Genomic DNA, 25,664 nt, shown 5'->3' with positions numbered 1-25,664 from the left:
AACTCGGACGTAAGTTTATGAAAAACAAGTGGAGAATTCTCAAAATTTTTGTCACAGTAGTCATCTTCGGATTTCTATTGAGCTTCTCTTTGAAGAGATTCAATGACCGAAAAATTGATGAGCAATCTATCATCGTAAAATTAAATGATAGCTCCACTCCTGTTTATTTTGTAGACGAAAAAGACATTAGAATCATTGTAGAAAGGTATAATACCACAAAAAAAGTGGGCGATGTAGATATCCCGAGTTTAGAAAAAAAATTAAACGAATTGCCAGCTGTAGATAGCGCAAACGTTTATTTGAATTTAAATGGAAAACTTAATGTAGATATTAAACAAAGAGTTCCCGTTTTTAGATTAAATAATGGCGGAAAAGGATTTTATGTAGACAAAAAAGGAATAGAGTTCCCAATTTCTAAAACATACTCTCATTCTTGCATGCTCGTTTCTGGCGATGTGAAGAAGAAAGAGTATAAAAAACTCATTGAGTTAATAGAAAAAATAAACAAAGACAGTTTCTGCAAAAATTTCTTTGTAGGCATTACAAAAGAAAACGGAAACTACAATCTTGCAACCAGCGATGGAAATTATAAAGTAGAAATCGGTGATTTAGATAGAATAGATTTTAAAGTAAAAGGTTTTAAAACATTTGTAGAAAAATATTTGGTATATCAAGCTCCAGAAAAATATTCTAAAATTTCTGTGAAATATGACAACCAAATCGTAACCACTCTTAATTCTGGTTATAAACCCGAAGAAGACAGTTTACAAACAAATGAACAAACCCCAATAAACACCGTTACAGGAACACAAAAAACCGAAGAAAAAACAACTAATTAAAAAAAGAGAACAGCAATATATGGAAACACATGATTATTCAGTAGGTTTAGACATTGGTACCACGAAAATTGTTGCCATTGTAGGCAGAAAAAATGCCCACGGAAAAATTGAAGTTTTAGGCGTAGGTAAAGCCAAAAGTTTGGGAGTTCACAAAGGAATTGTGAATAATATTTCTCAAACGATAAGCTCTATCAAAGCTGCTATTTCAGAAGCAGAAAAATCTTCAGGAGTTCCTATTCATAGGGTAACCGTAGGTATCGCAGGCAAACACATTCGTAGTCTGCAACACTCAGATTACATCATGAGAGAAAACCCAGATAAATATATCACAGATGAAGATATAGAAATCTTAAAAGACCAAGTAAAAAAACTAGTCATGCTTCCTGGTGAAGAAATCATACACGTGCTTCCACAAGAGTACAAAGTAGATTCTGAAGGCGAAATCCAAGAACCAATCGGTATGCACGGAAAACGTCTGGAAGCAAATTTCCACGTAGTTGTTGGTCAAATGGGAAGCATCAGAAATATAGCACGTTGTGTTCGCGAAGCTGGTTTAGAAATGGAAGCCCTTACTCTAGAACCTCTTGCGTCTTCAGAAGCTGTTCTTACTACTGAAGAAAAAGAAGCGGGAGTTGCCATCGTAGACATCGGTGGTGGTACTACAGATATTGCTATTTTTAAAGATAACATCATTCGTCATACTTGCGTCATTCCTTATGGTGGCGGAATTATCACAGACGATATTAAAGAAGGCTGTTCCATTATAGAAAAACACGCAGAGCAACTGAAAGTAAAATTCGGGTCTGCTGTACCAGATTTAGAAAAAGATTCTACGTTTGTTACCATTCCAGGTTTACACGGAAGACCAGACAAAGAAATTTCTCTAAAATCTTTGGCAAGTATTATCAATGCAAGAGTAGAAGAAATTCTCGAAATGGTAAATACAGAATTAAAAGCTTATGGAGCTTATGAACAAAAACGCAAACTCATCGCAGGAATTGTGTTAACAGGTGGCGGTTCTAATCTTAAAAACCTTCGTCAGTTAGCCAATTATGTAACAGGATTTGATGCAAGAATTGGTTTTGCCAATGAATATATTGCCAATGACAAAAACCAATATCTGAAATCTCCTGAGTTTGCTACCTCAATTGGTTTATTGATGGAAAGTTTAAAAATTCACGACAAAAAACCTGTAGAAAAACCTATAGAAGAGCCAAAAGTAATAGAAGTTCCTCAAACAGAAAATACAGTAGAAGAAGTAAAAACTGAGGAACAAGAAATTTCACAACACATCGAGGAAGTGAAGAAAAACAAACCTACTTTTGGACAATCCATCCTTGAAAAAGTAAAAAAATTCTTCGAAGAAGTAGAATAATTAAAACGAATAACACAAAATAAGTAAGTAACTTTTATACATCGAAAATATATGGAAAATACATTAAATACAGGGTTTTCATTCGATTTACCAAAAGGAAATTCATCTATCATAAAAGTAATTGGTGTAGGTGGTGGAGGTAACAATGCGTTGAAACACATGTACGAGAAAGGAATTCATGGAGTAGATTTTATCATTTGTAACACCGATGCACAAACACTAGATAATAACCCAATTTCTACAAAAGTTCAGTTAGGAGCTGCCATTACAGAAGGTTTAGGAGCTGGAGCAGACCCAGAAGTTGGAGAAAAATCTGCCTTAGAAAGTATTGATGAAATCAAAGCTGTTCTAGGCCATAATACCAAAATGGTTTTCATAACCGCAGGAATGGGTGGCGGAACCGGAACTGGTGCGGCTCCTGTTATTGCAAAAATTGCCAAAGAAATGGGAATTTTAACCATTGGTATTGTTACCGTTCCTTTTAGTTTTGAAGGGAAAAGAAGACTAGAACAAGCCGAAAATGGTTTAGAAAAACTTCGCAATAATGTAGATTCCTTAATTGTTATTAATAACGATAAACTTCGTCAGCAATTTGGTAACCTAGGCTTCAAATCTGGTTTTGCTAAGGCAGATGAAGTGTTAGCCAATGCTGCTAAAGGTATGGCAGAAGTAATTACTGGTTATTTCGATGTAAATATAGACTTCCGTGATGCGCGTTCAGTTTTACAAAATTCAGGAACTGCTCTCATGTCTACAGGAACCGCTTCTGGCGAAAACAAAGCTGAAGAAGCCGTGAAAAAAGCACTCGATTCTCCATTATTAAATGATAATAAAATCACAGGAGCTAAAAACGTTCTTCTCCTTATCAGAAGTGGAAACGAAGAAGCTACTATGGATGAAATCGGCTTAATTAATGACCACATTCAGCGCGAAGCAGGAAACACTGCAGATATTATTTTCGGTGTAGGAACAGATGCAGAATTGGGAGATTCTATCAGTGTATTGGTTATTGCCACTGGTTTTGCAGCAGATGATCAAAAATATGCTGGTCCTACCGAAAAAATTAGATATACATTAGAAGACAGTCCTTCTACACCAAAAGTGAAGAGAGAATCTCCATTTGGGAAAACTTCTTCTGAAAAATCTCAAGAAAATCCAATGCAAAACTCATCAAAAAGCATGTTTTTCTTAGATGATTCTAATGAGAACAGCACTCCAGATTTTCCTAGCAATTCTGTAAATCAATTTGCAGAAACACAAGCGGCAGTAATGGAAGAAAGAATTGAAGAACTTAGATTTTTTGAAGACGAAAGTTTAAGCATCGAAAGCAGTCATCAAACTTTTGAAGTAGAAGAACAGGAAAATAATGTTTTAGAATTATTTTCATTTGATGATGAAGACGTTTTAGAATCTCAATCTTTCACTTTTGAAACAGAAGAAAAGAAAACCACAATCATTGAAGAAACTCAGTTTAATGCTGCACAAGAAGTACAAAATGTGAAACTTTCCGTAGAAGAGACCAAAGAAGAAATTTCTTTCATTGTAGAGGAAAAAACTGTTGAAACTTATAGACCAAAAGCAGAAACGAAAACTTTAGTTGAAGAAAAACCAATTGAGTTCACTTTCAAGATTGCAGAAGAAATAGAAGAAGTAAAAACCGTTTTTGAAAATCAAACTGAAGAAAAAATCACTTTTACAGAAACTAAAATTGAAGAGGAATTTAAATTTATCGAAAAAAACACTGCTACAGAAAAAGTTCAGGCAAGAAGAGATAAATTGAAAGAGTTCAACTCTCGTTATCAGACAATAGAAAACGAAAATGAATTTGAAAATATTCCTGCTTTCAGAAGAAAAAACATCAATATAGGTCACGAAAATGCTTCTCAACAGCAAATTTCTAGTTTCCTTTCTGAAAACAATGGAAGAGTACAAATCAGAGAGAACAAGTTTTTAAACAAAGACGTAGATTAAAATTTTTAAAATTTAGAGAAAATGAGTTTAGAACTTACCATAAACGAAGCGATTAAAACCGCAATGAGAGAAAAAGACAAAGTAGCTCTTGACTCTCTGAGAGCCGTAAAATCTCAAATTCTCTTGCTTAAAACTGAAGCAAAAGGAGCTGATGTTTCTGCAGAACAAGAAATTGCCATTCTCCAAAGAATGATTAAGCAAAGAAAAGATTCTTACGAACAATTTGTTGCTCAAAATAGAAATGATTTGGCTGAAGTGGAAATGGCACAAATGAAAGTGATTGAACAATTTTTACCTGCTCAACTTTCTGCGGAAGAATTAGAAGCAGAAATTAAAAAAATCATTGCCGAAGTAGGCGCAGAATCTCTAAAAGACTTAGGAAAAGTTATGGGAACTGCTTCTAAAGCTTTGGCAGGAAAATCAGATGGAAAATCCATCTCTGAAATGGTGAAAAAACTATTATCATAATTAAATTTTCATATTAACGATAAAGAGCCGATGAAAAATTCATCGGCTTTTTTCATTAAAAAGGAGTCATTTTGTCTTAATAGATTTTTGGCATATTTTTGATAATAGAATTAAATAGAATTTTCCAAATTTTAATTATAAATTTGCACTACAAAATCTTGAATTTTCTAATCATTAAATAAAATATATATTATGTATCCAGCAGATTTAGTAATGCCAATGAAGGCAGAACTCACAGATAAAGGTTTCCAAGACCTTACCTCAGCAGAACAAGTAAATGATGCACTTAAACAACCGGGAACTACCCTAGTTATGGTAAATTCGGTTTGTGGTTGCGCAGCAGGAGCAGCAAGACCAGGCGTTATTTATTCTTTAACTGGTGATAAAAAACCAGACCATTTGACTACTGTTTTTGCAGGTTTTGACACAGAAGCGGTAGCAGAAGCTAGAAAGCATTTTGCACCATTCCCTCCAAGTTCACCGTGCGTTGCACTTTTCAAAGATGGAGAATTGGTTCACATGCTAGAAAGACACCACATCGAAGGAAATCCTGCAGGTGCAATTGCGGCAAATTTACAAGCAGCTTACGAAGAATTTTGCTAAAATTCTTTCAAAAATAATCCTCAATCCGTTCTAAATTTTTAGAGCGGATTTTTGTTGCATTCTAATTACTAAATTCTCAAAAATTTTATTAAATTTGAGCAATGGCAACAAAAGCTCTCTTCAATATGGCTGTAAATTGGTTTATTCGACAAAGAATAGACCAAATTCAGAATTTCATGAAACATCCTATTGAAACTCAAAACGGAGTTTTGTTTTCTCAGCTTTTTCATGCAGAAGAAACAGAATACGGCAAAAAATTCGGTTTCAAAGACATTTCTTCTTACCGAGATTTTCAGCAACAAGTTCCTATCGTAAACTATGAAGAATTCGAGCCTTACATAGAAAAAGCAAGACAAGGTCAAAAAGATATTTCTTGGCCAGGAGTTATTCGCCAGTTTGCTAAATCTTCTGGAACAACTAATGCAAAAAGCAAATTCATTCCTATTTCAGACGAAAGTTTAGAAGATTGTCATTACAAAGCAGGAAAGGATTTAATTTCCATTTATGCAAACAATCATCCTGATAATGAATTATTTCTCAATAAAAATTTAAGATTAGGCGGAAGTGCAGAATTGTACGAAAGCTTCAATACTAAGTTCGGAGACTTGTCTGCTATTTTGATAGAAAATCTTCCTTTTTGGGTAGAAATTACCACGGTTCCCAGCAAAAAAACTTCCCTGATGTCAGAATGGGAAACCAAACTGAAAGCCATCGTTTCAGAAGTTAAAAACCAAGACGTAGGAAGTTTAACCGGCGTTCCAAGTTGGATGATGGTTTTACTTCAAAGAATTTTAACCGAAACAGGAAAAGGCAATATTTCTGAAATTTTCCCAAATTTAGAAGTATTTTTCCACGGTGGAATCAGTTTTAAGCCTTACAGAGAACAGTATAAAAAAATCATCGGCAAAGACATCAATTACTACGAAATTTACAATGCTTCTGAAGGTTTCTTCGGGATTCAAGACAGAAGTAGCAGTGATGAAATGCTTCTGATGCTCGATTACGGAATTTTCTACGAATTTATTCCGATGGATAAATTTGACCGAAATAATCTTCAGGCTATTCCGCTAGGAGAAGTAGAACTCGGCAAAAATTATGCTGTGGTTATTACTACCAATGGTGGACTTTGGCGTTATTTAATCGGCGATACGGTAAAATTTACTTCCCTTTCTCCGCATAGAATTCAGATTTCCGGCAGAACCAAACATTATATCAATGCTTTTGGCGAAGAATTAATGATAGATAATGTAGAAACCGCGCTAAAAAAAGCATGTGATGCAACAGAAGCTCACGTTTTAGATTACACTGGAGCGCCTGTTTTTATGAGCGAAGGAAAATCTGGAGCGCATGAATGGTTGATTGAATTTGCCAAACATCCTAATAATTTCGAAGCGTTTTCTAAAATTTTTGATGACACTTTAAAATCTATCAATTCAGATTACGAAGCGAAACGTTACCTCAATATGACACTGAATCCGCCAATTATTCACATGGCAAAAGAAAAACTTTTCTATCAATGGATGGAATCTAGAGGAAAACTGGGCGGACAAAACAAAGTGCCACGATTGAGCAACGACAGAGAATACATCGATCCACTTTTGGAGTTGAATAAAAACTAATGAAAAGACTTCTTCTAATTTTTGTTTTAAGCCTATTCTCAATAAATTCTTATGCGCAAAGTCTAAGCGGAAAAATACGTGATACTATCATTAGTAGAAAGTATGACCGAGTTCTATTTGAAATAAAACTTATAAAAATCAATTCTGAAAAAGAATACTTTTCAACCTCTGATATGTATGGAAATTTCAGATTTTCAAATATTGAAAATGGGGATTATCAATTCACAATCAACAATGAATTTTACGACAAAAATCTTTTTCTCATCAAAATAAACGGAGACACCTCTTTAAATATTTTTGTCAAAAAGTTCTGCCAATATCATGAAAATAAAACTTCTGTTTGCCCAAAATGTAAATCTTCCAAAAAAGTTGTTCCTATATTTTATGGATTAACGACTTTAGATTTCATGAAGAAAAATAAGAAAAAATATCATTTTGCTGGCTGCGAACTTTCTTATTGTATGCCAAATTGGTATTGTAAAAGAGATCGGTTAGAATTTTAAATCGCATTTTTTAATTATTTTTCTATTTCTTTCTTAACATAAATCAATGACAAAACCGCTCATCATAACTTATCTTTGTAAAAAATTTTTTATAAAATGGAATTATTAGATAAATTAAAGTGGAGATACGCTGCAAAAGCGATGAACGGAGAAAAAGTAAGCGATGAAAAAGTAGAAAGAATTTTAGAAGCAGCTCGTCTTGCTCCTACTTCTAGCGGTTTACAGCCTTTCGAAATTTTCGTGGTGTCTAATCAAGAGGTTAAAAATCAATTGAAAGAAGCAGCAAGTAATCAACCGCAAGTTGCAGATGCTTCTCATGTTTTGGTTTTCGCAGCTTGGGATACTTACACTGCAGAAAGAATCAACTACATGTTTGATTTAACGAACGAAGTAAGAGGTTTTACTAATGATGGTTGGGAAAACTACAGACAATTTTTATTGAACGCTTACGTTCCTAAATCTGCTGAAGAAAACTTCGTACACACTGCAAAACAAGCGTACATTGCTTTCGGTGCTGCAATTATTGCAGCTGCTTTCGAAGGTGTAGACGCTACACCAATGGAAGGTTTCAGCCCAGAAAAAGTAGACGAAATTCTTGGTTTAAGAGAAAAAGGATTAAGAAGTGTTTTACTTTTACCTCTTGGTTACAGAGACACTGAAAAAGACTGGTTAGAAAAACTTGAAAAAGTAAGAAAACCAAAAGATAAATTTATCACAGAAGTGAAATAATAAAAAATCCTCAGAAAATTCTGAGGATTTTTAATTTATATAAAGATGGGTTTTTAACTCTTCCATTCTACCACCGCTCTAATAAAAGCTTCGGCATTTTCTAAAGGAATATTTGGTAAAATTCCGTGACCAAGATTAGCAATGTATTTGTCTTTACCAAATCTATCAATCATTTCATGAACCATTTTTCTAATCACTTCAGGAGAAGAATGTAATCTTGCAGGATCAAAATTTCCTTGAAGAGTGATAGAATTATTGGTAAATTTTCTTGCCAATTCTGGAGTAATCGTCCAGTCTACACCCAAAGCAGAAACTTTAGATTTCGTCATTTCTTCTAAAGCATACCAACAACCTTTCGCAAAAACTACAACGTGAGCTTCTGGAGCTAAAGCTTCTACAATTTGGTTAATGTATTTCCAAGAAAACTCTTGATAATCTTCAGGAGAAAGCATTCCGCCCCAAGAATCAAAAATTTGCACCGCAGAAACTCCGCTTTGTACTTTTCTCTTTAAATAAGCGATGGTTACGTCTGTAATTTTTTGTAAAAGCAAATGCGCTGCTTCTGGTTGAGTAAAGCAAAATGACTTCGCAATGTCAAAAGATTTAGAGCCTTTTCCTTCAACACAATAGCAAAGCAAAGTCCAAGGTGAACCAGCAAAACCAATCAAAGGAATTTCGTTTTCTAATTTCTGTAAAGTGATGTCAATCGCATCATAAACATATTTCAGATTTTCTTCTGCTCCTTCTACTTGCAGATTTTGTACTTGTTCTAAGCTTCTAATTGGTGTATCTAGCCATGGTCCAACTGATTCTTTCATTTTGAAATCAATTCCCATCGCTTGTGGAACTACCAAAATATCAGAAAATAAAATCGCTGCATCTAGCGGAAATCTTCTAATCGGTTGAACAGTAATTTCTGCTGCCAATTCTGGAGTTTGACAACGAGTGAAAAAATCGTACTGATCACGTAGCGCGATAAATTCTGGCAAATATCTTCCTGCTTGTCTCATCATCCAAACCGGTGGTCTTTCTACAGTTTCGCCTCGTAATGCTCTTAAATATAGGTCGTTTTTTATCATTTTTCTTGTTTTGCTTCTCACAGATTACACAGATTTTCACAGAAAATAAATTCAAGATTTCTATTTCTTAGCCTTTAACTGATTTAATTTCAATCAATGAAAGAATTAAATTTTAAATTAAAAATCTGTGCTATCTGTGAGACATTATTATTTTAATTAAATCTTCTAAATTGCTTTCTTTACTGGTAAAAATTTTACTTTGTGTAAATTTTCTCAGCTCTTTTTCTGTGGTTTGTCCGATAGAAAAGATTTTCAAATTTTCTAAAGAATTAAACTTCGCAAAACTACGAACTCCACTTGGACTAAAAAAAACTACAGCCTCATATTTTTCATGAATTTTTGGGTAGAGAATTTTAGTATTGTAAAGCATTACTTTTTTGTAAGAAATATTCTGAAGAGGTAATGCTTTATCTAAAATATCAAGCGCTAAATTGCCACAGAAGTGAATAAAATTTTCTTTTTGACTATGCTTGAGAATAAATTCAGACAAATCATTGAGATGTTTCTTCACTTTAAAGGTTCCAAAACCGTTATTTCTCAATTCTTTTTTGGTTTTAAGACCTACTGCGTAGATTTTATTATAATGGGCTTCTTGAAAGTTTTCATTTGGCTGAAACCCATTTTCAAAGAAAGATTTTACAGCGTTTACGCTCGTGAAAATAAGTGAAGAATTCTTAAGTGGAAAAGGTTTGGTTTTAATTCTTTCAATCGCTATAAAATCCTTAAAATCACAAGAAAAACCGGTTTCTAATTTCTCTGAAACCTCATGTTCGATTCCTGTTTTCGTGAAAAGGATTTTCATGATGACTCTATTCCTTTATTTGTTTCTTAATTTCTTCCATCATTTCTTTTCCTCCGTTTTCTAGTACAAATTCTGCAAATTTTTTACCGTAATTTTCAGATTTTTCATACTCAAATTCTTCAACTACATTTATCGTTTTACTTCCGTCTAAAGAATTTAATCTTCCAGAAAATTTGATTTTATTTTCTTCAAAAATCGCTATTGCTCCAATTGGCGCAGTACAGCCACCTTCTAAAGTTCTGAGGAAATTACGTTCTATTTCAACGCAAATTTGAGTGGTTTTATGATTGATTTTTTGCAAAATTTCTTTGGTTTCCTTATCATCTACCCTACTCGAAATTGCTACAACTCCCTGACTAGGAGCAGAAATCATAAAATCTAGTATTTCATACCCCAACTCCATTTCCATTCTTTTAATACCCGCCAAAGAAAAAAGTGTAGCATCAAAATCTCCTTCTTCTAATTTCTTTAAACGCGTTTGTACGTTTCCTCTGATATCTGAAAACTGAGTGTTCGGGAATTTTTCTGACCAAAAAGCTCTTCTTCTCAAACTGCTGGTCGCAATTTTAAGTTCTGCTAAATTTTTATTTTTTGAAGAAGACTTTCTCACCAAAACATCTTGCGGAAAATCTCTTTCCAAAACGGCAGAAACTTCTATATTTTGAGGTAAAATAGTAGGAACATCTTTCAGAGAATGTACTGCAATATCTATTTCATTATTGAGTAAAGCAATGTCTAAATCTTTGGTAAAAACGCCCGTAATTCCTAGGGAATAAAGCGGCTGATTAAGGTTTTTATCCCCAGAAGAAAGCACAGGAACCAGCACTGTTTCGTAGCCTAAATTTTGTAATTTTTGTTCTACTTCTTTTGCTTGCCACATTGCAAGAGGCGAATTTCTGGTACCTATTCTAATCATTATAAAAATTTCTTTTCTTGAAAACTTCGTAAATTCTAAATCGTAAATTCTAAAATTACTGATGTTTTTTGTTGAACTCTTCTTTGGGTTGTTCTACCAAAATTTCGTTCATCAACTTAGTAACTTCTTCAGCACGAAGCGGATTTTCGATGATATATTTCGCAAATCTATTGGTGATTTTTTGAATCAATTTTTCGGTGAGTTCCATGTCTTCTATATCCACATATCTGTGTTTTCTGTGGAAATTATGCATTTCATGGTCTTCGATGTGTTTCAGCGCAGCTTTAAATTGATGAATATTCGGCGCGAATTTTCTTTTTCTTTCCCAAGCCAAAAACTCTTTGGTCATTTCCTTGATGATTTTCTCCGCTTTAGGAATTTCTTTCTTACGTTGCTCGATGGTTTCTTGAATATGCTTAGACAATTCGTCTACATCTACCAATTGCACCGCTTTATTTTCCGCCACTTTTTTATCTACATTATTTGGAATAGAAAGGTCTATCACCAAGGTTTCTTTTCCGTTTGGAAAATGTTTCTGATGAATAATCGGGTGTGAAGCGCCAGTTGCAACGATAAGAATATCTGTAGATTTCAGTTCTTCTTCGAAATTTTCAAAAGCAATTTGCGGAATGCTGTACTTTTCTGCAATTTTCTCTGCTTTTTCATAAGAACGGTTGGCGATTTTTACTTTTGGCTGATACACATGTTTCACCAAATTTTCTACAGTATTTTGACCGATTTCGCCAGTTCCCAAAAGAAGAATATTCTTCTCTGAAATCTGTTTTTGAGTTTTTAAGATATAATGAACCGCTGCATAAGAAACAGAAGCTGCACCGTTTGAAAGTGCGGTTTCGTTTTTAATTCTTTTAGAAATCTGAATCGCCGAATTAATGGCTCTTTCTAAGTAAGGATTGCTAAAACTTTTATGTTTTTTGAATCTATGGTAAGCATTTTTTATCTGACCAATAATTTCGAAGTCTCCTAAAATCTGACTTTCTAAACCTGCAGAAACCCTGAATAGATGATAAAGCGCTTCTTCGTTTTTCATCACATTTACAAACTGCATGAAATCCATCAAACTTACGTCTACACTCTTGCAATACATCTCTGCAATCGCAATATAATTATGAGAAGTAGTATAGATTTCGGTTCTGTTACAAGTAGAAACTACAAATGCGTCACCGAGTTTCTTTTCATGAATTTCTTTTACGAATTGTTTTACGTGTTCATCAAAAAACGCAAATTTCCCTCTGATTTCGGCATTGGCTTTTTCAAAACTAATGCTTAAAACAGTGAAGTTCTGTGTATTATATGTCTTCGCAAGAGAATTCATTTCAAGTTTGCAAATTTAATCATTATTATGATATAAAATTTCTAATTTTCATCATATTTTAATAGATGTTATGAATTGAAATATTTGGTCATTACATAATGAAACCCGATAGGTTTTATGTTAAACAATTCACCTTCAATTTTATACCCTAATTTTTGGTAAAATTCTGCAGCTGTTTCTCTGGCATTCATCCAAATTTTATGAATTTGAGCTTCTCTTAAAATCTCTTCAGCTTTTTCTACCAATTTTTTTCCTATTCCATTCCCCTGATAATCTTCTAAAACTGCCATTCCTCTAATTTGAGCAATTTGGCCATTTTGCAAGACCGTAATAATTCCCACAATTCTATCTTCCACGAAATAACCTAGATGAAAAGTTTGGTCATCAAAATCACCACTAAATTCATGTGATTCTTGAGGAAGATTTTTTCTAAGGATTTCTCGTCTAAGAAGATAGGTTTCTTCTGGGCTAATTCTTTTAATCATTTGAAAATCTGAATATTAAATTATTTTAAGAAATGAAATTCATTAAATTCTCAACAGAGAAAAATAATTTTTAAAGTTTCGAGTTTAAAGTTACAACAAGCATTTAAAAATTTATAAAATTTTAACGATATTTTTTGTTTTTCATTATTTTTAAATGCTCTGAAATTTATATCTTTGTCACTTAAAAATTTATAGAAGAAAATGGGGTTATTTGATATGTTCACGCAAGAAATTGCGATAGACTTAGGAACAGCGAACACACTTATCATACATAATAATAAAATCGTGATTGACCAGCCGTCAATCGTGGCTATCGAGCGTTCAACTGGAAAGGCAATTGCTGTAGGAGAACAAGCGAAACACATGCAAGGAAAAACGCACGAAGATATTAAAACGATTCGTCCGTTAAAAGATGGTGTAATTGCAGATTTTGCTGCATCAGAACACATGATTAAGGAATTTATCAAGCAAATTCCTGGCATCAAAGGAAAATTAATTCAGCCTTCTCTTAGAATTGTAATTTGTATTCCTTCTGGTATTACAGAAGTAGAAAAAAGAGCGGTAAGAGATTCTGCTCAAAAAGTTAATGCTAAAGAAGTAAGATTAATATATGAACCAATGGCTGCAGCAATAGGTGTAGGAATTGATGTACAAAAACCTGAAGGTAACATGATTATCGATATAGGTGGTGGTACTACAGAAATTGCAGTAGTGGCTCTTGGTGGTATTGTTTGTGATAAATCTGTAAAAATTGCAGGTGATGTTTTCACGAATGACATTGCTTACTACTTAAGAACGCATCACAACTTATACATCGGAGAAAGAACAGCAGAAAGAGTGAAAATAGAAGTAGGTTCTGCAGTAGAAGATTTAGATGTAGAGGTGGAAGATATTCCAGTACAAGGTAGAGATTTAATTACTGGTAAGCCAAAAGAAATTATGGTAGGTTATAAAGAAATCGCAAGAGCTCTAGATAAATCTATCATCAGAATAGAAGATGCAGTAATGGAAACGCTTTCTCTTACTCCGCCAGAATTAGCAGCAGATATTTACAAAACTGGTATTTATTTAGCTGGTGGTGGTGCTTTATTAAGAGGTTTAGCAGACAGACTTCACAAGAAAACAGGATTACCAGTTTTCGTAGCAGAAGATCCATTAAGAGCGGTTGTTCGTGGAACAGGTATTGCTCTTAAAAACATGGATAAATTTAACTTCCTTATAAAATAAGTAAAAACCTAGTTATAGAATGGGGTTTTTGATAAGATTATTTAGCAAGAACGGATTATTTCTGTTCTTTCTTTTTTTACAAATAATTGCCGTAACATTGATTTTCAGTAGAAACTCAATGCAACAATCTTTTATTGCAGCACAAACTACCGCGTTTAATGCTTGGGTTTCTGGTTACATAGACGAAGGAACCAGCTACTTAAAACTGAAGCAAATTAATGAAGAATTAGTTGCTCAGAATAAAACGCTGATGCAGGAATTATACGGTAAAGAAAAAATTAAAAATCCTAGTTTTGTAAGAGTTACCGACACGATTGGTGGTGGACAAATTTACACTTTCGTAGATGGTGAAATTGTAAATAATTCTATCATTAGAAAAGATAATTATTTTACCATTAACAGAGGAAAAAGACATGGCGTTTTCCCTAAAATGGGTGTAATTGCACCACAAGGAATTGCAGGAATTGTGATCAATACCACTAATAATTATGCATTGGTACAATCTGTACTCAGTATGAACAAAATTAGAATTAATGCTTCGCTTAAAGATTCTGGATTTTTCGGAACGCTTACTTGGAGAGGCGAAAATTCTAGAACCATGCATTTATCAGACATTCCTAAATATGTGCCAATAAAAGTAGGCGACACGGTAGTTACAGATGGCAAATCTGCAATTTTCCCACAAGGAATTATGATTGGTAGAGTTGCTGGCTACGAAGTAGATTCTAAAACAGGATATTGGGATATTTCTGTAGAACTGAGCCAAAAAATGGGGCAACTTAACAAAGTTTATGTTGTAAGAAATTTAAAAAAATTAGAAGTAAAACAAATTCAAGATACTCTTGATGCCACGATAAACAATGATCAGTAGAAATTTATTTACAGATGTTTTATTAATCGCAATGTTAGTTACATTGCAAATATTTTTATTTAACAGAATAGATATTGCTGGTAAATATACTCCTGTCATCTACATTATTTTTGTTTTGTTTTATCCTTTTTACAGGAATCTCTATATTTTTCTATCGGCGAGTTTTATTTTAGGATTATCTATAGACGCATTTTTAGGAACTTGGGGTATCAATGCATTTGCCACTACACTTATCGCCTATTTTAGAACCATTATTTTCAAAACTTCCACAGAAGTCTCTTCGGATGTATTTTCTTTCCATAATCTTCAGTGGTCACAGTTTCTATTTTATATTTTTTCAAGTATTTTTGTGCATCAACTATTAGTTCAGAGTATAGAATTTTTTAAATTCGACAGGTTTTTTGAAGTAATACTTAATATTTTAGTAACCAGTGTTATTTCTATAATATTTGTACTCCTCTATTCGTTAGCATTTAAAATCAAAGAAAAAGTTTGAAAACAGCCTATTATAAAATTACCTTATTTCTCTTTCTCATTGCCGCAATTTTTGTGGCAAGATTGGTCTATTTACAGTTGCTTACAGATAGATATGCGCTCAATGCAGCCAATACTTCTATCAAGATAGACTATGTCATTCCTCAACGTGGAATTATCTTTGACCGAAACGGAAAAATTTTAGTAGGTAACCAACCTTCTTATGAAATTTCTTTCACCCAAAGTCAAATGACGCCAGATTTTGATACTTTGGGTTTTTGTAATTTATTAAAAATCAGCAAAAAAGATTTCATCAAAAAAATAGAGTCTATTAAAAAAGAAAAATATTACTCTAAACTCACTCCTATGACTTTCAAAAGTGATATGAGCAGAGAAGAAATCGCTAGAATTCAGGAAATTATCTTCAAATATCCCGCTTTTAATATCGTAGAAAGACCTCAGCGTAAATATGAAGTTTCTACCTCTGGAAATTTACTTGGCTACACCAATCAGGTCAACGAGAATTACATCAAAAAAGATTCTCTTTATTATTTGCCTGGTGATATTGCTGGGATTACAGGAATAGAGCGCGCTTACGAAAAACAATTGCGTGGCGAAAAAGGAATGCGCTACATTCAGAAAGACATTAAACTGAGAAATGTAGGCCCTTATAAAAACGGTGAGTTAGATAAAGAAGTGGTTTCTGGTAAAGATTTAACGCTTACTATAGACTATGATTTGCAAAGAATCGCCGAAGAAATGCTTGTGAATAAGCATGGCGCAATTGTAGCACTTGATCCAAATAATGGAGAAATTTTAGCACTCGCAACTGGGCCAGACATAGACCCAAATCTTTTTACAGGACCTAACAAAAAAAGAAATATTTATAGATTGGCAAATGACACCATCTATGATAACAAACCTACTTATGACCGTTCAGTTCAAGCTGCTTATCCTCCAGGTTCGCCTTTTAAATTGTTGACCGCATTAGCTGGTTATCAAATGAAAGTCATCAGTGATTCTACCAAATTTACTTGTAGACACGGTTATAGAATGGGAAGACATACCATCGGTTGTCACTGTGGTACTTATTGGCCTATCGGAATGGAAAAAGCCATAGAAAAATCTTGCAACAATTATTTTTCTAGTGTTTTTTATAAAATCACCGAAAAATACGGCCCAAAAGGAAGAAATAGAGCCATAGATGAATGGAAAGAAATCATGAATAGCTTCGGATTAGGAGAATTTATGAATAATGACTTGGCAGTTGGTGCAAAAGGAAAAATTCCATCCGGAGAATTTTATACCAAAAGATTAGGGGAAAAATGGCATCCGTATCAATCTGCTATTTTTAATGGAATGGGACAAGGAGACGTTCTACTTACTCCGCTTCAAATGGCAAATTTTACTGCGGCTATTGTTAATAGAGGTTGGTATTTTACACCACATATTGTAAAATCTATTGACGGAAAACCTAATCCAGACGAAAGATTTAAGAAAAAACATGTGACCAAAGTAGAACCTAGATATTTTGATGTGGTTCTAAAAGGTATGAAAGATGTTTTCATCGGCGGAACAGCTAGAGGACTTGCTTCTAAAGAATTCACACAACTCGGAAAAACAGGAACTGCACAGGTTCCTGGAGGAAGAGATAATTCAATTTTTGTAATGGCAGCACCTGCTGATAAACCAAAAATTGTAGTAGTTGCAGTAATAGAACACGCTGGTTTTGGTGCAACTTGGGCAGGTCCAGCTTCTACCATTATCGCTGAAAAATATTTGTTAGGAGATATTAAGAGAACTTATCTCTACGATAGAATGATACAATCTAGTTTCATGGGAGAGTACAAGCGAATGTACATCAATCATCTTACCAAAAAAGGTTGGTATACCGCGCCTAAACCAGACCCTATTCAATTGAAAAAACTAGAAGACAGCCTAAGATTACTCAATGAAAAAAAGGCAGCACAAAATCCAAAAAAATTAAAAGACACCACTAAAAATAATAAAACGTAAAAGATGAAATGGGCAGAAGGAATTGATAAACTTGGCATTTTTCTATACTTGGCTATTTCACTTTTTGCAATAGCAAATATTTATAGTGTAGATGAAGGATTAGGAACCAAACAATTTATATTTTTTGGAATTTCACTCGTGGTAGGACTTGTAATTTTCACTATGAGAACAAAGTTTTTTGAAAACTTTGCGGGAATTTTTTTCATATTGGGCGTCCTTTCATTAGCAGGTTTACATGTTTTTGGAACTGAAATTTTAGGTCAAAAAAACTGGTACAAGTTTGGCGGTTTTACCATGCAACCCGTTGAATTTGCAAAAATCGGGACAGCACTTATGCTCGCCAATTACGTTTCTGGACCTGATTTTAATCTGAAAATGAGAAAATCACAGTTGACGGTTTTAGCTATTATTGGAGTGCCAGCTTTAGTTGTTTTATCCATTCCAGATGTAGGTTCATTATTAGTATTTACTGCGTTTGCGATTGCTTTATACAGAGAAGGATTAAATGGTTGGCTATTTATAGTAGGATTTGTTTTAGCAGCTGTTTTTCTTTTGTCGATTGCGTTTAATCCTCTTTACATTACTGGAGTTCTAGTAGGTTTAGTCCTCATTTTCATTCTCTTTAATTATCAAAAAATTCATTGGAGCGTTCCTACGATAGTCACCATTGTCGGAAGCTTAGGAATTTTAGCCGGCATCAGTTTTGGAACTCCAAAAATCATGGAAAAACTACCAAAGCATCAGCGAGAAAGAATAGAAGTTCTCTACAAAGGTGAAAAAGCTTTCCGAGATACTTCTGGTTATAACTTATTGTATTCTAAAACGGCTATTGGTTCTGGTGGTTTTTTTGGAAAAGGGTACATGCAAGGTTCTGTAACACAAGGAAAGTTCGTTCCTGAACAAGAGACAGATTACATTTTCTGTACTGTGGGAGAAGAATGGGGCTTCTTCGGAAGTTTTCTTTTGGTGTTATTTTATGCCATTTATATCGGGAGAATATTTTACTTAGCCGAAACTCAAAAAAATACTTTTAACCGAGTTTTCGGTTATTGTTTTGCTGGAATATTACTCATGCACTTTTCCATCAATTTAGGAATGGTAATGGGACTATTTCCTACAGTGGGAATTCCACTACCTTATTTCAGTTATGGAGGGAGTTCTCTTTTAGCATTCTCTATTATGACCGCTATTTTCTTTAAATTAAATTACGCAGATAAGAATTCACTCGTATAATGAGTTGTCCTAAAAAAGGTTGACTCGTTAATAATTCAAATATAGTTAAATCGTAGCAGAATTAATTCTGTTACGATTTATTTTTTTCCATTGTTTTAATTGTATTGTTTTTTGTTGATGCGCTTGGTTTGGAGTTATCATATTAATTGACATATGTATTCTAAAATTGTTGTATAAAGTTATGGCTTGTGTAACTTGTTTGTTTAAATTTTGATAGTTTTCAAATATTTCATGTAAACCAAATTCTTCTTTTAAAATTCCATTTACTCTTTCTGCTACTGCATTTTCATACGGGTCGTATTCTTGCGTCATACTAATTAAAATATTGTTTTTCTTTAACAATTCGGTATACTCTTTACTGCAATATTGTAAACCTCTATCAGAATGGTGAATGAGTTGATTTTTTGTTTCCCTGTTAATCAAAGCCATTTCTAAAGCTTTTACTGTAGTTGAACTCATTAAATTATCTGACAGTTGATAACCAACGATTTTCTTGGAACAAGCATCAGTGAGTAAATGCAAATAGTATGTTTTCTCTTTTGTTCGTAAATAAGTTATATCAGCAACCCAAACTTGCTCAGGTCTGTTAAGTACAAAATTGCTAATTAAATTTGGATAGCGTTTCATCCAATGTCTTGAGTTTGTTGTTTTGTAATATCTTCGAACTTTAGGTACTTGTAAATATTCGGCTTTTAAAAAATCTAAAAAATGATCCCGACCAATTGATATATGATGTTTTATAAATTCATCTTGTAACATTACATAAAGTTTCTTGCCACCTGTTCGGGGTAATTGCTTACGAATAGTAACTACTAAACTTCGTAATAATTCTGAGTTGTATTTAGGCGTTTTTACCTTTGACTTTCGCTTGTAAAATGCTTGTTTTGTGTATCCAAACAGTTCGCATAACTCATAAATAGTCAATGAACTATTTACATTTATTTCTTCAACTGCTTGGAACCAGACTTTTTTACAATATCAATTTTAAGCTCACGTTCAGCTATTTCAATAAATCGTTTGAATACTTTTAATTCTTCTTCTTTTTTTGCTAATTGAGCCTCTAGCTCTTTTATACGCTGTTGTTGAGGATCTTTCATAGGACGACCAATAGTTAATTTATCTTCATAGGTAAATTTACCATATTTTTTTAACCATCTTGGTAGACAACTATTGCCTTGAATATTGTAACGTCTTCGAAGTTCTGCTTTAGTAAATAAACCCCTCTCAAATTCACTTACAACTTGACGTTTAAATGCTTCGCTATAAATTTGTGGGGCAATTGGAATTTTTGAAATTTTCTTTTTTGTTGACATATTATCTAATTTTTAGTCAACTTTTTTCAGGACAAGACATAAATAAAAAAACCTCCGCAACTAGTTGCGGAGGTTTTTTATCACTATTTAATTTAATTAATCTATATTAATTCGTTGCTTCTGCAGTAGCAATATTTTGATCTTCTTTTAGAATTCTTTTGGCAAATCTATATTTTGGTCCCCAATAAGAATCATTAAGTGAAGAAACCATAACACCTCTAGAAGTAGCTGCATGAATAAATTTAATTTCTCCTTCTGGTGTAACTTCTTGTACTATTCCTACGTGAGAGATTCTTCTGTTGTGCGCAAAGAAAACTAAATCTCCTTTTTGCAATTGCTGTCTCTCTACTCTTTCTCCTAGCTCAGCTTGTTCTGCCGCTACTCTTGGCAATTCTAAACCTGTAGTTTCTTCATAAACGTTTAAAACGAATGCTGAACAATCTATTCCACTTCTGGTAGAACCACCAAATCTGTATGGTGTTCCAAGATATGTATTCGCTTCACTTAGAATATCATCAATCGTTTTAGCATGAGAAATCGCTCCCGTAATCAAAGCAGCCATTTCTGATTTTTTTGCCATTTCAAAAGTTGCATTATAGCTATCATAAGAACTTTTGCTCGCAGAATTTAGATTTTTAGTATTTATTTTATCTAGTTTGGTACTAGATTTGTATTTTGTAGGTGTAGAAACAACGTAGTTTGTTACACAAGATTGCAACGAGAAGATGGAAATAATTGCAACCAAACTTAGCAAAACTCTTTTCTTCATATTTATTTGATTATCTGTGTAGATTTCTTTTTTAGACAAGACAAAAGTATATTATACAAGTTTTTTAGGACTTGATAATTGTCAGTTAATCAAAAAATTTAACATTTTTTAACATTTGTCTTTCATATGTTAAAAAAAAATTTCCGCGAGGCTCCTATTTTGGAAATCCTGCGGAATTTTTTTTTAAGACTTTTTAACAAAATATTGTCAAAATCTATAAATTATATAACGCTAGTCTATAATGATGTAAACTTTAACGGAGCAAATTCTTTATTATTAAATTTGTCACGTAAATTTCTTAAAATCAATACACTAACTGTTTTAGAAAACAAATGCTATTTTCTACATTTTCATAAGGTTCATAATTAGGAATACGAGAATAGCCGGACTTTTCATAAAGATGAACCGCCGAAACTTGCTGAACTCCAGTTTCTAAAACAGAAAAATTGTAACCTTCTTCTTTTGCCCATTTTTCAAGAAGCAATAGAACCATTTTAGCATATCCTTTTCCTCTATAGTGCTCTTTGGTAAACATTCTTTTAACTTCGATGGTTTGGTCATCATATTTTTTATAAGCACCACAAGCAATGGGTTCTTTGTCTATATAAATAATAATACAGTTTTTTATAGCATCTAGCTTATTATATTGAGCATAAAAAGAATGGTCTTCTCCGTCTATTTCTGCAAGATAAAGATCTAATTCGTAGACTAATTTTTGGAAATCTTTGTGATGGGATTCGGTTTTTAGGATATCTATTTTCATATTAATATTAAAAAAAATCCCTCTCGAAATGGAGAGGGAAGTTGTGATTATCTGGTGAATAATAATTCTCTGTATTTTGTGAGTGGCCAAAGCTCATCATCTACCATCATTTCTAATGCGTCTGATGCTTCCCTAATTTTATCAAACAATGGCTTCACTTCGTTACAATAGGCTTCTGCCTGTTTCTGTGAGTTGGTAGTAGATTTTGCTTTATCTTTTGCTTTTAACAACTCTTCTACTCCTAACTTAATAATAGAAACGTTTTCAGAAATCTGAGTAATTAAACTCATTTGTTCTTTTGCCAAAGCTTTGAATTCTTTATCTCCGAAAATTTCTTTTAATCCTTTTACATTGTCTATCAATCTGTTCTGATAGTTTAATGCAGCTGGAATGATGTGATTTCTAGCAATATCTGCCAAAACTCTAGCTTCAATATCAATTACTGTAGAATATTTTTCTAACTTAATTTCGTTTCTAGCTTCTACTTCTACATGAGAGAAAACGCCCATTTCTTCGTAAAGTTTCACGAATTTTTTGTCCATTTCTCTTCCTAAAGCTTCTGGAGTAGTTTTAAGGTTAGATAAACCTCTTTTCTGTGCTTCTTTTGCCCAATCATCAGAATACCCATCTCCTTCGAACATAATGTTTTTCGATTGTTTGATGTATTCTCTTAACACATTGAAAATAGCTTCATCTTTTTTAAGGCCTTTCTCAATTAAAGCATCTACTTCTTTTTTGAATTCTTTTAATTGTTTTGCAGCGATGGTATTCATTACTGTCATAGATTCTGCACAATTTGCAGAAGAACCTACTGCTCTAATTTCAAACTTATTTCCTGTAAATGCGAAAGGCGAAGTTCTGTTTCTATCTGTATTATCTAATAAAATTTCTGGAATTTTACCTACTACATTTAGTTTTAATTCTGTCTTTTCTTCTGGAGAAAGTTTTCCATTAGTCACTTTTTCTAATTCAGAAAGTACACCGTATAATTGTGAACCGATGAAAACAGAAATAATTGCTGGTGGCGCTTCGTTTGCTCCTAATCTGTGGTCATTACTTGCAGAAGCAATGCTTGCCCTTAATAAATCTGCATATTCATGAACTGCTTTAATCGTATTCACGAAGAAAGTCAAAAACTGTAAGTTTTTCTTAGGATTTTTCCCTGGGCTTAATAAATTTTCGCCAGTATCTGTAGAAAGTGACCAGTTATTGTGTTTTCCACTTCCGTTTACTCCAGCAAATGGTTTTTCGTGTAGTAAAATATGGAAATGATGTTTGTGAGCTACTCTTGCCATCACATCCATCAAAAGTGAATTGTGGTCTACTGCTACGTTTGCTTCTTCAAACATCGGAGCCAACTCAAACTGGTTTGGAGCAACTTCATTATGTCTTGTGGTAACAGGAATTCCCAATTTCATACATTCTATTTCTAGCTCCTTCATAAAATTCATCACTCTAGTAGGAATAGAACCGAAATAATGATCATCTAACTGTTGACCTTTTGCAGGAGAATGTCCTAATAACGTTTTACCTGTTAATACTAAGTCTGGTCTTGATTGATATAATGCAGAGTCAACTAAAAAGTATTCTTGTTCCCAACCTAAAGTAGGAATCACCTTTGTTACATTTTTATCAAAATATTGCATTACTTCTGTTGCCGCTTCGTCTACAGCATGTAAAGCTCTTAATAATGGTGCTTTGTAATCTAATGTTTCACCAGTATAAGAAATAAAAATAGAAGGAATACAAAGTGTAGTTCCCATAATAAAAGCTGGAGAAGTAGGATCCCAAGCTGTATAACCTCTCGCTTCGAAAGTATTTCTAATTCCACCATTTGGGAAAGAAGAAGCGTCTGGTTCTTGCTGAATAAGCATTCCACCGTTAAATCTTTCGATAGCTCTTCCCCCTTCAATTGGAGTAAAAAATGAATCGTGCTTTTCTGCAGTAGCTCCTGTTAATGGCTGAAACCAGTGAGTGTAGTGAGTCACTCCTTTAGACAAAGCCCAATCTTTCATTGCTACAGCAACCTGATCTGCGATATGTCTTTGGATTTTTGTTCCTTTTCTTATAGCATCTAAGATAGACTGAAATGCTTCTTTGGTTAAATATTCTCTCATGGTTTCTTCAGAGAAAACATTTTCGCAATACAATTCTGATAATTTCGCAGGAACTTCTACGTGATTATCTTTTCTAAAGTTTTTAAAAGGAAGCGTTTCTAACGCTTTAAATCTTAATGTTGACATATAGGTGTTGAAATTTTCAGCAAATTTAAGTAAAAAATCGAAACTTTTACAAAACACCCCTAAAATTTTAAGGGTATTTGTAAATTTTACATAGATTTTTGAATAGCAAATCAATAAAACCGATAACTTAAATCTATTTTAATGTAAAATTAATCTTTGTTTGTGCTTTTGTTCATACTTTAGAGAAACAAAATCATTTTGAACAAAAATGAACTTAAACATCTCAAAATCAATACAATTAAGTACTCTTATCATAAATTCAAAATAAAAGTTGTAACTTTGTAGACTTTTTTAAAAAAAAATATATATGGCAAATTCTAGAGCAAGAGAAACAACAGAAGCAATCGAAAGAATTTATGTCTCTATGAGACATTTGTTTTACAGAGGATTTTTTAAACCTTCAGGAGTTTCGGGTGATAGCATTAGAAGCCTTCTAAAAATCATCAATCCAGAAATCTACGGAACCATGAATGTTCCTAATAAAGTAGAGCTAGATGGTTTATTATATGTATTAGATAGATTACCAGAAGGTATAGAAGAATGCGCATTTATTCACCTTACTTCAGACGAAGGTTTTGACAAAGGAAGTTTTGAACCTATAGTTCCTAAAAAACGTAGAAGAAATTGCTATAGAATAGATGAACACCAAATGAACATAGAAGTTCTACTAGGTCGTTCAGAAATTTATGATATTCTAACTCACCTTACTTTCTTATATATAGAAGCTGACAAAATAAGAAACATTGCTTTCTTAATAGATGAAGACGGAGAACCAAAACGTTCTTGGAAAATTATAGAACAAGTAGCAAAAGGTGAGAAAAAATTCAGCAGAAAAGAAAAAGAAGTAGCTCTTATTCATCTTTCTTCACTTTTGGGAAGAACTTTCGAAGAAACGCTTAATGCTTATAATAATTTCGGCGAAGACAACAATCCTGATAGACTTTTCAAAATTATCTATCACTTAGGAAAAGTAAGTTTTGACGACTTGAAACAAGTGAGAGAAAGAGAAATTCATTTCAGTGCCATTCTAAAAGAAAGAGTTGGTCACCATTATTTCGGCGAAAAATGGGCGAATCACGTAAAACAAGTTTTAGGAGATAACAATCTATTAAACAGACCTTTACATATTATTTCTGCCAATATGCACTCGGTGAAAAATATGCTTTTTGCCAATGACGCATTGAAGAAAAAGAATACTAAAGATGTAGATTATTCACTTTACGAAGAAATTTCTAACAAAAAGGAACTTAGAGACAAAGTTCTGGAATATGCAATTTCTAAAGAAATGATTTACATAGACGATAATTCTGGAAGTAATATAGACGTTCAGTTAATTGATTTATCAAAAGTAGACCTCAAAAACTCTCCATTTGCTAATTCTGGTTACAAAGGAGATGATGTTTTAATGGTTTTCGATTACGCTTTCGGTGAACAAGCTTATGAAGTAATGGATGAGTTATTAAGACCATTCGAATACGAAGGAAATGTGTACACCATGAATGTAAAATCTGTTTCTATCATGGGTAAAGCAGGGATTCTTACCGGTGAAAAAGGAGACATTATGATTCCTACTTCTCACATTTTCGAAGGAACGGCAGATAATTATCCATTTGAAAACGCATTGAAATTAGAAGATTTCCAAGATGATGAATTAAGAGCTTTCGAAGGAAGCATGATTACGGTTCTAGGAACTTCTCTTCAGAATAAAGACATTTTAACCTATTTCATGACTACTTCTTGGAAATCCATCGGTCTTGAAATGGAAGGAGCTCATTACCAAAAAGCCATTCAAGTAGCTTCTAAAATCAGAAAACATATTTCTGAAGACTTATTTGTAATGTATGCGTATTATGCTTCTGATAATCCATTAGAAACAGGTTCTACCCTTTCTTCAGGCGGATTAGGATTAACGGGTGTAAAACCTACTTATTTAATCACACTAAGAATTTTAGAAAAGATTTTACAATCTTCTGCTAAAAACAAGACAAAGAAGTAATATTAATAATATTTTAGTTCCTATATTTTTTAGGAAC

The 25,664-nt window shown here is 33.2% G+C and carries 23 protein-coding genes; 14 read left to right on the top strand and 9 right to left on the bottom strand.

Going from position 1 to position 25,664, the window contains the following annotated elements; translation table 11 throughout:
• Nucleotides 1-17: 17 nt before the first annotated feature.
• From KKQ76_RS11190 to KKQ76_RS11155, 8 genes are all read left to right on the top strand, one after another.
• Nucleotides 18-839: a cell division protein FtsQ/DivIB gene (locus tag KKQ76_RS11190; RefSeq protein WP_213197206.1), complete on the top strand. Its 822-nt coding sequence runs from the start codon at nt 18-20 to the stop codon at nt 837-839.
• 19 nt (nt 840-858) lie between these two features.
• On the top strand, nt 859-2,214 hold the full coding sequence (gene ftsA, locus KKQ76_RS11185; protein ID WP_213197205.1) for a cell division protein FtsA: 1,356 nt from the start codon (nt 859-861) through the stop codon (nt 2,212-2,214).
• 51 nt (nt 2,215-2,265) lie between these two features.
• Nucleotides 2,266-4,185 (top strand): cell division protein FtsZ, encoded by a 1,920-nt coding sequence (gene ftsZ / locus KKQ76_RS11180; RefSeq protein WP_213197204.1) that lies wholly within the window; start codon nt 2,266-2,268, stop codon nt 4,183-4,185.
• 21 nt (nt 4,186-4,206) lie between these two features.
• A complete protein-coding gene (locus KKQ76_RS11175; protein WP_213197203.1) occupies nt 4,207-4,653 on the top strand; it encodes a GatB/YqeY domain-containing protein in 447 nt (148 codons plus the stop codon).
• A 192-nt stretch (nt 4,654-4,845) separates the two neighbouring features.
• On the top strand, nt 4,846-5,256 hold the full coding sequence (locus KKQ76_RS11170) for a BrxA/BrxB family bacilliredoxin (protein ID WP_069797407.1): 411 nt from the start codon (nt 4,846-4,848) through the stop codon (nt 5,254-5,256).
• 101 nt (nt 5,257-5,357) lie between these two features.
• Nucleotides 5,358-6,875, top strand: coding sequence for a GH3 auxin-responsive promoter family protein (locus KKQ76_RS11165; protein WP_213197202.1), 1,518 nt, complete (start codon nt 5,358-5,360; stop codon nt 6,873-6,875).
• Nucleotides 6,875-7,378, top strand: a complete 504-nt coding sequence (locus KKQ76_RS11160; RefSeq protein WP_213197201.1) for a hypothetical protein — start codon at nt 6,875-6,877, stop codon at nt 7,376-7,378. Before KKQ76_RS11165 ends, KKQ76_RS11160 begins: the two co-directional genes overlap by 1 nt.
• Before the next feature lie 96 nt (nt 7,379-7,474).
• Nucleotides 7,475-8,107 carry a nitroreductase family protein gene (locus KKQ76_RS11155; RefSeq protein ID WP_213197200.1) on the top strand — a complete coding sequence of 211 codons (633 nt, stop codon included), beginning with the start codon at nt 7,475-7,477 and terminating at the stop codon, nt 8,105-8,107.
• Between the two features lie 53 nt (nt 8,108-8,160).
• Here KKQ76_RS11155 and hemE read toward each other — a convergent pair whose 3' ends face one another.
• From hemE to KKQ76_RS11130, 5 genes are all read right to left on the bottom strand, one after another.
• Nucleotides 8,161-9,186 carry a uroporphyrinogen decarboxylase gene (gene hemE / locus KKQ76_RS11150; RefSeq protein ID WP_213197199.1) on the bottom strand — a complete coding sequence of 342 codons (1,026 nt, stop codon included), beginning with the start codon at nt 9,184-9,186 and terminating at the stop codon, nt 8,161-8,163.
• Nucleotides 9,187-9,316: 130 nt separating this feature from the next.
• A complete protein-coding gene (locus KKQ76_RS11145; RefSeq protein ID WP_213197198.1) occupies nt 9,317-9,988 on the bottom strand; it encodes a uroporphyrinogen-III synthase in 672 nt (223 codons plus the stop codon).
• Nucleotides 9,989-9,995: 7 nt separating this feature from the next.
• The gene (gene hemC / locus KKQ76_RS11140; RefSeq protein ID WP_213197197.1) at nt 9,996-10,904 is read right to left on the bottom strand and encodes a hydroxymethylbilane synthase; all 909 of its coding nucleotides are present in this window, start codon (nt 10,902-10,904) and stop codon (nt 9,996-9,998) included.
• Between the two features lie 55 nt (nt 10,905-10,959).
• The gene (hemA, locus tag KKQ76_RS11135; protein WP_104792961.1) at nt 10,960-12,237 is read right to left on the bottom strand and encodes a glutamyl-tRNA reductase; all 1,278 of its coding nucleotides are present in this window, start codon (nt 12,235-12,237) and stop codon (nt 10,960-10,962) included.
• Nucleotides 12,238-12,305: 68 nt separating this feature from the next.
• Nucleotides 12,306-12,722 carry a GNAT family N-acetyltransferase gene (locus KKQ76_RS11130; RefSeq protein WP_213197196.1) on the bottom strand — a complete coding sequence of 139 codons (417 nt, stop codon included), beginning with the start codon at nt 12,720-12,722 and terminating at the stop codon, nt 12,306-12,308.
• 201 nt (nt 12,723-12,923) lie between these two features.
• On the opposite strand from KKQ76_RS11130, the gene KKQ76_RS11125 reads away from it, so the two are divergent.
• The 5 genes from KKQ76_RS11125 to rodA are packed head-to-tail and all read left to right on the top strand — an operon-like array spanning nt 12,924 to nt 18,543.
• Complete coding sequence (locus tag KKQ76_RS11125) at nt 12,924-13,949, top strand: rod shape-determining protein (RefSeq protein WP_213197195.1); 1,026 nt, start codon at nt 12,924-12,926, stop codon at nt 13,947-13,949.
• A gap of 19 nt (nt 13,950-13,968) precedes the next feature.
• On the top strand, nt 13,969-14,820 hold the full coding sequence (gene mreC, locus KKQ76_RS11120; RefSeq protein ID WP_069797430.1) for a rod shape-determining protein MreC: 852 nt from the start codon (nt 13,969-13,971) through the stop codon (nt 14,818-14,820).
• Nucleotides 14,810-15,316 carry a rod shape-determining protein MreD gene (locus KKQ76_RS11115; protein WP_069797432.1) on the top strand — a complete coding sequence of 169 codons (507 nt, stop codon included), beginning with the start codon at nt 14,810-14,812 and terminating at the stop codon, nt 15,314-15,316. The genes mreC and KKQ76_RS11115 overlap by 11 nt, the downstream gene beginning before the upstream one ends.
• A complete protein-coding gene (locus KKQ76_RS11110; protein WP_246501398.1) occupies nt 15,313-17,310 on the top strand; it encodes a peptidoglycan D,D-transpeptidase FtsI family protein in 1,998 nt (665 codons plus the stop codon). The genes KKQ76_RS11115 and KKQ76_RS11110 overlap by 4 nt, the downstream gene beginning before the upstream one ends.
• Before the next feature lie 3 nt (nt 17,311-17,313).
• Entirely contained in the window at nt 17,314-18,543 is a 1,230-nt protein-coding gene (gene rodA, locus KKQ76_RS11105; protein WP_213197194.1) for a rod shape-determining protein RodA, read from the top strand.
• 45 nt (nt 18,544-18,588) lie between these two features.
• Here the strand turns inward: rodA and KKQ76_RS11100 are convergent.
• From KKQ76_RS11100 to KKQ76_RS11085, 4 genes are all read right to left on the bottom strand, one after another.
• Nucleotides 18,589-19,856, bottom strand: a protein-coding gene (locus tag KKQ76_RS11100) for an IS3 family transposase (RefSeq protein WP_213195791.1) whose coding sequence is annotated in 2 segments (ribosomal slippage) — nt 18,589-19,517 and nt 19,517-19,856 — 1,269 coding nt in all. Because the reading frame shifts where the segments join, the coding sequence is not laid out codon by codon here.
• Nucleotides 19,857-19,962: 106 nt separating this feature from the next.
• On the bottom strand, nt 19,963-20,625 hold the full coding sequence (locus KKQ76_RS11095) for a C40 family peptidase (RefSeq protein ID WP_213197193.1): 663 nt from the start codon (nt 20,623-20,625) through the stop codon (nt 19,963-19,965).
• A 304-nt stretch (nt 20,626-20,929) separates the two neighbouring features.
• Complete coding sequence (locus KKQ76_RS11090; RefSeq protein WP_104792966.1) at nt 20,930-21,388, bottom strand: GNAT family N-acetyltransferase; 459 nt, start codon at nt 21,386-21,388, stop codon at nt 20,930-20,932.
• A 47-nt stretch (nt 21,389-21,435) separates the two neighbouring features.
• Entirely contained in the window at nt 21,436-23,631 is a 2,196-nt protein-coding gene (locus KKQ76_RS11085; protein ID WP_213197192.1) for a glutamine synthetase III family protein, read from the bottom strand.
• Between the two features lie 307 nt (nt 23,632-23,938).
• Here KKQ76_RS11085 and KKQ76_RS11080 point away from each other — a divergent pair, with 307 nt between their 5' ends.
• Nucleotides 23,939-25,627 (top strand): DUF6909 family protein, encoded by a 1,689-nt coding sequence (locus KKQ76_RS11080; RefSeq protein WP_213197191.1) that lies wholly within the window; start codon nt 23,939-23,941, stop codon nt 25,625-25,627.
• Nucleotides 25,628-25,664 lie beyond the last annotated feature (37 nt).

It is taken from the genome of Cloacibacterium caeni, from assembly GCF_907163105.1.
Taxonomy (GTDB): Bacteria; Bacteroidota; Bacteroidia; order Flavobacteriales; family Weeksellaceae; genus Cloacibacterium; species Cloacibacterium caeni_A.
This window is presented reverse-complemented; position numbering and strand designations above follow the sequence as displayed.

Coding starts and splice junctions, on each gene's coding strand:
- KKQ76_RS11190 (WP_213197206.1), top strand. CDS start 18: ATGAAAAACAAGTGGAGAATTCTCAAAATTTTTGTCACAGTAGTCATC.
- ftsA (WP_213197205.1), top strand. CDS start 859: ATGGAAACACATGATTATTCAGTAGGTTTAGACATTGGTACCACGAAA.
- ftsZ (WP_213197204.1), top strand. CDS start 2,266: ATGGAAAATACATTAAATACAGGGTTTTCATTCGATTTACCAAAAGGA.
- KKQ76_RS11175 (WP_213197203.1), top strand. CDS start 4,207: ATGAGTTTAGAACTTACCATAAACGAAGCGATTAAAACCGCAATGAGA.
- KKQ76_RS11170 (WP_069797407.1), top strand. CDS start 4,846: ATGTATCCAGCAGATTTAGTAATGCCAATGAAGGCAGAACTCACAGAT.
- KKQ76_RS11165 (WP_213197202.1), top strand. CDS start 5,358: ATGGCAACAAAAGCTCTCTTCAATATGGCTGTAAATTGGTTTATTCGA.
- KKQ76_RS11160 (WP_213197201.1), top strand. CDS start 6,875: ATGAAAAGACTTCTTCTAATTTTTGTTTTAAGCCTATTCTCAATAAAT.
- KKQ76_RS11155 (WP_213197200.1), top strand. CDS start 7,475: ATGGAATTATTAGATAAATTAAAGTGGAGATACGCTGCAAAAGCGATG.
- hemE (WP_213197199.1), bottom strand. CDS start 9,186: ATGATAAAAAACGACCTATATTTAAGAGCATTACGAGGCGAAACTGTA.
- KKQ76_RS11145 (WP_213197198.1), bottom strand. CDS start 9,988: ATGAAAATCCTTTTCACGAAAACAGGAATCGAACATGAGGTTTCAGAG.
- hemC (WP_213197197.1), bottom strand. CDS start 10,904: ATGATTAGAATAGGTACCAGAAATTCGCCTCTTGCAATGTGGCAAGCA.
- hemA (WP_104792961.1), bottom strand. CDS start 12,237: ATGAATTCTCTTGCGAAGACATATAATACACAGAACTTCACTGTTTTA.
- KKQ76_RS11130 (WP_213197196.1), bottom strand. CDS start 12,722: ATGATTAAAAGAATTAGCCCAGAAGAAACCTATCTTCTTAGACGAGAA.
- KKQ76_RS11125 (WP_213197195.1), top strand. CDS start 12,924: ATGGGGTTATTTGATATGTTCACGCAAGAAATTGCGATAGACTTAGGA.
- mreC (WP_069797430.1), top strand. CDS start 13,969: ATGGGGTTTTTGATAAGATTATTTAGCAAGAACGGATTATTTCTGTTC.
- KKQ76_RS11115 (WP_069797432.1), top strand. CDS start 14,810: ATGATCAGTAGAAATTTATTTACAGATGTTTTATTAATCGCAATGTTA.
- rodA (WP_213197194.1), top strand. CDS start 17,314: ATGAAATGGGCAGAAGGAATTGATAAACTTGGCATTTTTCTATACTTG.
- KKQ76_RS11095 (WP_213197193.1), bottom strand. CDS start 20,625: ATGAAGAAAAGAGTTTTGCTAAGTTTGGTTGCAATTATTTCCATCTTC.
- KKQ76_RS11090 (WP_104792966.1), bottom strand. CDS start 21,388: ATGAAAATAGATATCCTAAAAACCGAATCCCATCACAAAGATTTCCAA.
- KKQ76_RS11085 (WP_213197192.1), bottom strand. CDS start 23,631: ATGTCAACATTAAGATTTAAAGCGTTAGAAACGCTTCCTTTTAAAAAC.
- KKQ76_RS11080 (WP_213197191.1), top strand. CDS start 23,939: ATGGCAAATTCTAGAGCAAGAGAAACAACAGAAGCAATCGAAAGAATT.